Here is a 6327-nt window from a genome sequence, read left to right as displayed (position 1 = left end):
CCCACACCCCCCACGCCCCGAACCCCCCGCGCACCGCGTACGTCTGAGAGGGGCCGGTCGTGACCGGCGCCCCCGCGGTCAAGGCGATCAACCTCGTCAAGATCTACCAGTCCGGGGGCGTGCCGGTTCCGGCCGTTCGCGGCATCGACATGCAGGTCGAGAGCGGGGAGTTCGTCGCCATCATGGGCCCGTCGGGTTCGGGCAAGTCCACTCTCGTCCACATGCTCGGCGGGCTCGACGTCCGTACGAGCGGGGAGATCTGGCTCGACGGCACCCGCGCCGACACCCTCTCCGAGAGCGGGTGGGCGATGCTGCGGCGGCAGAAGGTCGGCTTCGTCTTCCAGTTCTTCAACCTGGTCGCCAACATGACCGTCGCCGACAACGTCGAGCTGCCCGCGCTGCTGGGCGGGGCCTCTCCCCGCCAGGCCCGGGAACGGCGCGAGTACCTCCTCGGTGAACTGGGGCTCACCGAGCGGGCCTCGGCCGCTCCCGCGCAGCTCTCCGGCGGCGAGCAGCAGCGGGTCGCGCTGGCCCGCGCGCTGGCCAACCAGCCCCGGCTGCTCCTCGCCGACGAGCCCACCGGCAACCTGGACAGCCGCAACACCAAGGACGTGCTGCGCCTGCTGTCCGACGTGCACAGGAAGGGCCAGACGATCGTCCTCGTCACCCACGACGCGCGGGTGGCCAGCATGGCCGACCGGGTGGTCAGCCTCCTGGACGGCGAGATCGTCGACGACGGCGCCCTGCCCAGGACGCGCCGCCGCCCGATGGGCACGGTCGGCGACGTCGTCGAGCTGCGAGGCTGAGGCGTGCGGGCGGAGCTGCGCTGGATCCGCGCCGACCTGCGGGCCCGCCGGGGGCAGGCGCTGCTCACGATCCTCACCGTCGCCGGGATCGTCACCGCGCTCGTCACCGCGGCCACCCTGCTCGAAGACGGCACGAACCCCTGGCGCGGCCTCTTCACCCGGGGGAACGGCGCGCACATCTGGATCCACACCAAGGACACCCCCGACGTCGGCGCCCTGCGGTCGCTGGACGGCGTCACCGACCTCGCCGGGCCGTACCGGAGCGCGCCGGCGACCCTGGCCGCGCACGGGCGCAAGGTGCCCATCGCCCTGCAGGAGACGCCCGCCGCGTTCCAGTCCGTGGCGCGCCCGCTGCTGCGCGAGGGGCGCTGGCTCGACGTGCGCGACCCGGACGCGGTCGTGGTCGAGCGGTCGTTCGCGCGCGAGCTGGGGCTGCGCCCCGGCAGTCCGTTCCCGGTCACCGGTCTGAACGGCGCCTCGCACGCCTTGGTGGTGGCCGGCCTGGCCGAGAGCGGCGACCAGGGCTTCTACCCCGACTGGGCTCCGGGCCTGGTCTGGACGCTGGCCGGGACGCTCAACGTGGTCGAGCCCGCCGCCGGTCGCACCGAGAGCGTCGTCGGGTTACGGCTCGCCGACCCCGACGACACCGACCTCGTCGTGCAGCGGGCGGTCACCGTGCTGGACAACCAGGTGCAGCGGGTGTCCACCTGGCGCGAGGTGCGGGCCTCGATGGAGCTCGACAACCGGCTGCTCGGCCTGCTGCTCGCGCTGTTCGGCGCCGCGGGCCTGGTCGCCGCGGCCCTCGCCCTCGCCAACGCCACCGGCGGCCGGGTGCTCGGCCAGGTGCGCGACATCGCCACGCTGAAGTCGCTCGGGTTCACCCGGCGCCAGGTGACCTTGACCCTGGTCGCCGAAAACGGCGTCCTCGGCCTGCTCGGGATCGTGCTCGGGCTGGTCGCCGGCCGGCTGATCACCGTGTACGCGCTGCCGGACACCGTGGTCGTCCCGCTCTCGCCCGGGCCGTTCGCCGCGATCGCCCTCGGCACGGGGCTGGTGGTCCTGGGCTCGGTCTGGGTGCCCGCCTGGGGCGGCGGCCGGACGCCGCCGATCCCCGCCGCGCCGGCCGCGCCTCCGGGCGGCCACCTGTCCCGGCTGGCCCGGGTGGCCCTGCTCGTACGGCTGCCGCCCGCGCTGGTGCTCGGCGCGCGGGACGCGTTCACGCGGCGGACGCCGGCGGTGCTGACGGTGTGCGGGGTGGCCATCCCGATGATGATGATCGCCATCGGGCTCGGCTGCTGGGCGACGCTCGACGACTTCATCCGGCATCCCGAGCGGGTCGGCCAGGCGGCCGCGCTGACCGCACGCCCGGGAGACCTGGCGGCGGACGAGGCGCTGCGTCGGGCCACGGCCGACCCTGACGTGGCGGCGGTCTATCCCGGAGCCGAGCCGGACGCGCTCGTGCCGTGGCAGACCAGGACGGTGCGCACCCGGGCGCTCGGCCGGTCCGCCGACCCCTATCCGTTCCCCGTCGTGGAGGGCCGGATCTACCGGGACCAGGGCGAGGCGGTGGCCGGGCAGGGCCTGCTCGACCTGCTCGGCGTCCACATCGGCGACCGGGTGCGGATGACGATCGGCGGCACCCCGCTGATCGTCAGGATCGTCGGCCGGGTCGTGGAGCCGGAGCACGACGGCGAGGTGCTGTCGTTCGGCCTGGACAGCCTGGCGCCCAAGGACGCGGTGCCGCAGTTCTACAGCATCGTGCTGCGCGACGGCGCCGACCCCGCCGAGGTGCGGACGCGGCTGCTCGGCATGTCGCTGGAGGTCTCCCCGGTGGTGAACCCGGCCGATCGGCTGGCGATCATCAGGGTGATCATCATCGCGCTGGTCGCCGTGCTGGCGCTGATCGGCCTGGCGAACCTGCTGACCGCGAGCGCGCTCGGCCTGCGCGACCACGCGCCGGATCTCGCGGTGCTCAAGGCGATGGGGCTCACCCCGCGTCAGGTCATGGCGACACTGATGACCGGCACCGGCCTGCTCGCCGTCAGCGGCGTGGTCATCGGCACTGCGGCGGGCGCGCCGCTCGCGGCCGTGCTGATCGATCTGGAGGGCCGGGAGAGCGGGGTCGGGGCAGGGATCGGCCGCGCCCCCACAGCCGGGATGCTCGCCGCCTCCGTGCTGGTCGCGGTGGGCGCGTCCCTGCTCGTCACGCTGATCCCGGCCCGCCGGGCGGCGCGCGCCCGGGTGCCGCACAGCGCACGCTGACAGTCCGTACGGCCCGGCGGACGCGTCGCGGAAGGCGACGATCAAGGGGATTGCAAGGGGTCCGTCGCAGACTGCGCCCAACGCAGCCTGAGAGGATCTTTCCGATGGCCATCCCCCGCGCCCGATCCGGCGGCCCGACCGCCGGCGCAGCCGTCCCTCCGCAGTTCTCCGCCGGCCGTCGGAGACGGCGAAAGGTGACGCGAGCCGCACTCGCCCTGGTCCTTCCGATCGCGGCCGCATCCATGATCAACGGCGGGGTCGCGGAAGCCGCGGCCCCGCAGTGGCGGGTCGTCCCGGGCACCGCCCTCGGGCCGCACGGCAGCGGCCTGGTGGAGGTGGCCGCGACCGGCCCGCGGGACGCCTGGGCCGTGGGGTACGCATGCACGGTGGAGAAGCACGTGCCGTGTCCGGCGATCGCCCGCTGGAACGGCGTGCAGTGGAAGAACGCGACCATGCCCGCCTACCGCTATCCGGCCGGGTACGACACGGACATCTACACGTTCGACGCCGTCAGCGCGGCGTCCCGAGACGACGTGTGGGTGGTGGGCAACGGAAGCAGGGTGCGGGTCGGGCACTGGAACGGCGGAAGCTGGCGCATGTACCAGCCGTTCGGCTTGGCCGAGAACTACCGACTGTCCGACGTCGAGGTCGCTCGGGAACGGGTGTGGTTCGCCGGGACCACCAACGACGACCGCGGCATCATCCTGAGCTGGAACGGGCGCACGGGCTTCACCAGCGAGTCCATCCAGAACGGCGGCTTCGCCGCGGTGTCGGCCCGCAGCAGGACCGGAGAGACCTGGGCGGTCGGTCACTCGCTGAACACCGACGGGCCCCTCGTCGTACGGGGAACCGGGAAAGCCGGTGCGATGGACTGGAGGGCGATCTCCGTCCCGGCGACACCCGAGGGCAGTCTCACCCAGGTCTGGCCGGTCAGTGCCGACGACGTCTGGGCGATCGGCCACATCGGCCCCGGTGCCCGCGCTGATCTCACGATGTCGCAGCCGCTCGTGCTCCACTACGACGGCAGGTCGTGGAGCCGGGTGCCTCTCCCGGTGAAGAAGGGCCGCCTCACCGGCATCACCGCCGACGCGTCCGGAGGCATCTGGGTGGCCGGCATCGACGCGTCCCACCCGAAGCAACCCCTCTTCCTGCGGCAGTCGCGGGGCCGATGGACCGCGACGTACGGCCCCGACTTCCGCTTCGGCGAGGTGTACTCGGTGTCCATCACCCGGATCCCCGGCTCGAACGGCATGTGGGCCGTCGGCCGCAACGGCGATGGCGACAGGGACGGGGAGAAGACGACCATCCTCCGGTACGGCTGATCACCTGACCCCCGGCCGACCGCGCGGGCGGCCGGCCGGGGCCATGCGCAGCCGGGCCCGCGAAGGGGTCCCGGCTGCGCCTCACGTCCGTCCGGAGACGGCCGTCAGGGGCGGATCGAGAACCAGTAGAACCCGTGGCCCGGCAGGGTCAGCAGGTACGGCAGCTCGCCGATGACGGGGAAGGGGACCCCGCCGCGGCACTCGACCGGAGTCATGCCGGCGAACCTGCGCAGGTCGAGCTCGACCGGCTGCGGATGCTTGGACAGGTTGTTGACGCACAGCATCCGGTCCTCGCCCTCCTCACGGAGGAAGGCCAGCACGGCCGGGTTCGGCGACCACAGCTCGATGTAGTCGCCGGTGCCGAACACCGGGTGCTCCCGCCTGATCTGCAGCATCCGCCGGGTGAAGTGGAGCAGCGACGACTCGCTCTTGAGCTGCGCCTCCACGTTGACCGACTGGTACCCGTAGATCGGGTCCATCACGACGGGAAGGTACAGCCGGCCCGGGTCCGCCTGGGAGAAACCGGCGTTGCGGTCCGGGCTCCACTGCATCGGCGTGCGGACCGAGTCGCGGTCCTCCAGCCAGATGTTGTCGCCCATGCCGATCTCGTCGCCGTAGTACATGACCGGCGAGCCCGGCATGCTCAGCAGCAGCGCGGTGAACAACTCGATCTGGTCCCGGTCGTTCTCCAGTAGCGGGGCCAGCCGGCGCCGGATGCCGAGGTAGGCCCGCATCCGCGGGTCCTTGGCGTACTCGGCGTGCATGTAGTCGCGCTCTTCCTCGGTGACCGTCTCGAGCGTCAGCTCGTCGTGGTTGCGGAGGAAGATGCCCCACTGGGCGTTCTCCGGCAGCTTCGGCGTGCGCGACATGATCTCCGAGATGGGCTCCCGGTTCTCCCGGCGCACGGCCATGAAGATGCGCGGCATCAGCGGGAAGTGGAAGGCCATGTGGCACTCGTCGCCGCCGGTCGTCGGGTCGCCGAAGTACTCGACCACGTCCTCGGGCCAGCCGTTCGCCTCGGCGAGCAGCACCCGGTCCGGGTAGAGCCGGTCCACCTCGGCCCGCACCCGCTTGAGGTACGCGTGCGTCTCGGGCAGGCCCGAGCAGGAGGTGCCGTCACGCTCGAAGAGGTACGGCACGGCGTCCAGCCGGAACCCGTCCACGCCCAGGTCGAGCCAGAAGCGGAGCACCTCCAGCATGGCGTCCTGCACGGCCGGGTTGTCGTAGTTGAGGTCCGGCTGGTGGTGGAAGAACCGGTGCCAGTAGTACTGGCCGCGCACCGGGTCGTACGTCCAGTTGGACTCCTCGGCGCCGATGAAGATGATCGGCGCGTCGGGGTAGCGCGTCGGGTCGTCGGACCAGACGTAGAAGTCGCCGAAGGGCCCCTCCGGGTCGTGCCGGGACGCCTGGAACCACGGGTGCTTGTCGCTGGTGTGGTTCATGACGAGGTCGGTGATGACGCGGAGGCCGCGTTCGTGGGCGGCCTCGATCATCTTGATGAAGTCACTGAGATCGCCGAACTCCGGAAGGATCTTCAGGTAGTCCGAGATGTCGTATCCGCCGTCGCGCAGTGGGGACTCGTACAGCGGCAGCAGCCAGAGGCAGTCGATGCCCAGCCACTTGAGGTAGTCCATCTTTTCGATGAGCCCGCGCAGGTCGCCGGTGCCGTCGCCGTTCGAGTCGGCGAAGCCGCGGACCAGCGCCTCGTAGAAGACCGCCCGTTTGTACCAATGGGGGTCCTGGGAGGTGAAGTCCTCAATCTCCGGGGTGGGCATGAGGGTGCCGCCACCGGGAGCCTCGCGAGCCGGCACGGGGGCGTGGCGGCTCGTGGACCCAGCGGTCGGCTGTGAAGCCGGGATGAGGTTGCTGGGCGCCGTGACCTGGGGGGACAGGTCGGCGGCAGCCTCGGAAACGGGTTCCGGGCATGGCGAAGCAGC

The 6327-nt window shown here is 72.1% G+C and carries 4 protein-coding genes; 3 read left to right on the top strand and 1 reads right to left on the bottom strand.

Features of this window, described 5'->3' with window-relative positions; genetic code table 11:
* Positions 1 to 59 precede the first annotated feature (59 nt).
* The 3 genes from AWQ68_RS16590 to AWQ68_RS16580 all read left to right on the top strand — a co-directional run bounded on the left by AWQ68_RS16590 (position 60) and on the right by AWQ68_RS16580 (position 4390).
* Positions 60 to 806, top strand: a complete 747-nt coding sequence (locus AWQ68_RS16590; RefSeq protein ID WP_066941294.1) for an ABC transporter ATP-binding protein — start codon at positions 60 to 62, stop codon at positions 804 to 806.
* Positions 807 to 809: 3 nt separating this feature from the next.
* Entirely contained in the window at positions 810 to 3068 is a 2259-nt protein-coding gene (locus AWQ68_RS16585) for an ABC transporter permease (protein WP_066941292.1), read from the top strand.
* 194 nt (positions 3069 to 3262) lie between these two features.
* The gene (locus tag AWQ68_RS16580; RefSeq protein WP_157545355.1) at positions 3263 to 4390 is read left to right on the top strand and encodes a hypothetical protein; all 1128 of its coding nucleotides are present in this window, start codon (positions 3263 to 3265) and stop codon (positions 4388 to 4390) included.
* Between the two features lie 104 nt (positions 4391 to 4494).
* Here the strand turns inward: AWQ68_RS16580 and treS are convergent, their stop codons facing one another.
* Positions 4495 to 6165, bottom strand: coding sequence for a maltose alpha-D-glucosyltransferase (treS, locus tag AWQ68_RS16575; RefSeq protein ID WP_066941351.1), 1671 nt, complete (start codon positions 6163 to 6165; stop codon positions 4495 to 4497).
* Between the last annotated feature and the right edge of the window lie 162 nt (positions 6166 to 6327).

It is taken from the genome of Microtetraspora fusca, from assembly GCF_001570365.1.
In the GTDB taxonomy this organism is placed as follows: domain Bacteria; phylum Actinomycetota; class Actinomycetes; order Streptosporangiales; family Streptosporangiaceae; genus Microtetraspora; species Microtetraspora fusca.
Note: the sequence above shows the minus strand (reverse complement) of the source record. Positions and strands in the feature narration are given on the sequence as shown.